Annotated in this window: 2 protein-coding genes and 1 pseudogene; 2 read left to right on the top strand and 1 reads right to left on the bottom strand. The window is 38.6% G+C overall.

Features of this window, described 5'->3' with window-relative positions; all coding sequences use genetic code 11:
- Window positions 1-172 precede the first annotated feature (172 nt).
- Window positions 173-508 carry a helix-turn-helix domain-containing protein gene (locus tag DK415_RS09420; protein WP_005621753.1) on the bottom strand — a complete coding sequence of 112 codons (336 nt, stop codon included), beginning with the start codon at window positions 506-508 and terminating at the stop codon, window positions 173-175.
- Between the two features lie 106 nt (window positions 509-614).
- Between DK415_RS09420 and DK415_RS09415 the strand changes: the two genes are divergently transcribed.
- The gene (locus DK415_RS09415) at window positions 615-1,649 is read left to right on the top strand and encodes an IS1595 family transposase (protein ID WP_109433408.1); all 1,035 of its coding nucleotides are present in this window, start codon (window positions 615-617) and stop codon (window positions 1,647-1,649) included.
- A pseudogene (locus DK415_RS09410) lies at window positions 1,649-1,836 on the top strand (DNA repair protein); the annotation flags it as partial. The gene DK415_RS09415 and the pseudogene DK415_RS09410, both read left to right, overlap by 1 nt.

The raw sequence follows: 1,836 nt of genomic DNA, 5'->3' as shown, positions 1-1,836 counted from the left end.
ATATTTCATATTTTTTTCTTTTTAAATATTTTTATTTCTATCCTTATTTTCATAATATCTTTTAATCTTTTAGACTTCTATTATTTTATACTTGTAGGCTTGTAGGCTTGTAGGCTTGTAGGCTTGTAGGGACATTTTTTGTTCCTTATTGAGTTAATATCAAGTTAAATATTTATTGTTTATTAGAAATTTCTTTGAAAGAAATTGAGAAAGCATCTTTTAGGTTTTCAGGCATTGAGCGGTAGTCTGCAATCAATTTTTCTTCTTGTGCTGAAATCGAACTTTCTTGAGTTGCTGCTTGAAACATTGATCCATTTCCTGTGAGCAGCCAAGTTATACTAATTTCAAGCCCTTTATGAATCTTCACTAAGGCATCCACATTCGGATCACGCCCTTCATTTAAGTAATTCATTGCGGAACGATACGAGATCCCTGTTACGTTAGAAAATTCAGTAACAGTCATATTTTTAGCATCTAAGACCTGCTTTAAACGTTCTGATATGCACATTATTTCACATTCCTATTGAAAAAAGTGAATGATTGTGATACCTTATGCACAATCAATATGAATAATATTTCATATATTAGTTTAATAAAGGTGTGACCTCAATACTATGACCCAGAATTTTCTTCTCAGCAGCAAAGCCCGCACGCTTTCGCCTATCAAGATGGCACAGCTATCTGATAGCGAAGCTCGGGCATTGCTATGCCAAATTCGTTGGGGGAGTGAGGAAAATGTGGTGTGTCCAAAGTGCGGTGTGCAGCATATTGCTTATCGCATTGCCAGTCGTAATCAATGGCGGTGTAAACATTGCAACCATACCTTTAGCGTTACATCAGGCACGATTTTGGCTAATCGTAAGCTACCGATTCAGACTTACCTTTATGCCATTGCCTTATTCGTTAATGCTGCTAAAGGCTTGTCTGCTTGCCAACTCTCGCGTGATTTAAACGTGCAATACAAGACGGCTTTTACGCTCGCCCACAAAATCCGTGAAAGCCTACAAATTCAGAAACAGTTGTTTCCGCTTTCAGGTGAAATTCATATCGACGGCACTTATGTTCATTCTGCCCCACGTCCTAAAAATAAGAAAAGTGAACGCGTTGATAGACGGTTGAAAGAAAATGCTAATCCGAATAAACGGTCAATTTTGGTGATGCGAAGCCGTTATACCGAAGAAGAAACCGCAGAAAACCCGTATTTAGTGGGCGCAAAGAAAACCTTAACCTTTCCGATTTTATCGGAAAATAGCCAAGTCGTGAATAAACTGGCAACAAGCTATATTAAGGCAGGCAGTCGTATTCACGCAGACGAAAACTCCGCTTATGACGAATTGATGATTCACTACGATTTACGCCGTGTGAACCATCAAAAAGAGTATCGCAGTGATGAAGGTATCACTAACAATCTTGCAGAAAGCTATTTCAGTCGCTTTAAGCGTATGATTATTGGCACACATCATAAAATCAGCAATAAGTATCTTGATAACTATGCCAACGAATGTGCTTATCGGGAAGATAATCGCCGCGTAGATAATCTGAACCTATTTAACAGCACACTCGGGCAATGTCTTGCTACCGACAATACAACAGACTGGCAAGGCTATTGGCAGGGTAATCATAGACAAGCAGAAAGGCTGATAATGTAATGGGAAATAAAATCTACTTTAGCCAAATTAAGGCAAAAATTGACCGATTGCAGCGTGAACGAACACAGGTGCTAGAACATCTCGAATTAGTCGAAAGAAAAATCCAAAAGCTCAACGATGCCCTTGAAGTGATGGAAGATGAAGCCTTAACCGATGAATACGATACTGAGATTTATTCGTATCGAAC

The organism is Aggregatibacter segnis, from assembly GCF_003130075.1.
In the GTDB taxonomy this organism is placed as follows: Bacteria; Pseudomonadota; Gammaproteobacteria; order Enterobacterales; family Pasteurellaceae; genus Aggregatibacter; species Aggregatibacter segnis_A.
The sequence above is the reverse complement of the archived record's forward strand: the minus strand, read 5'-3'. Positions and strand labels throughout refer to the sequence as shown.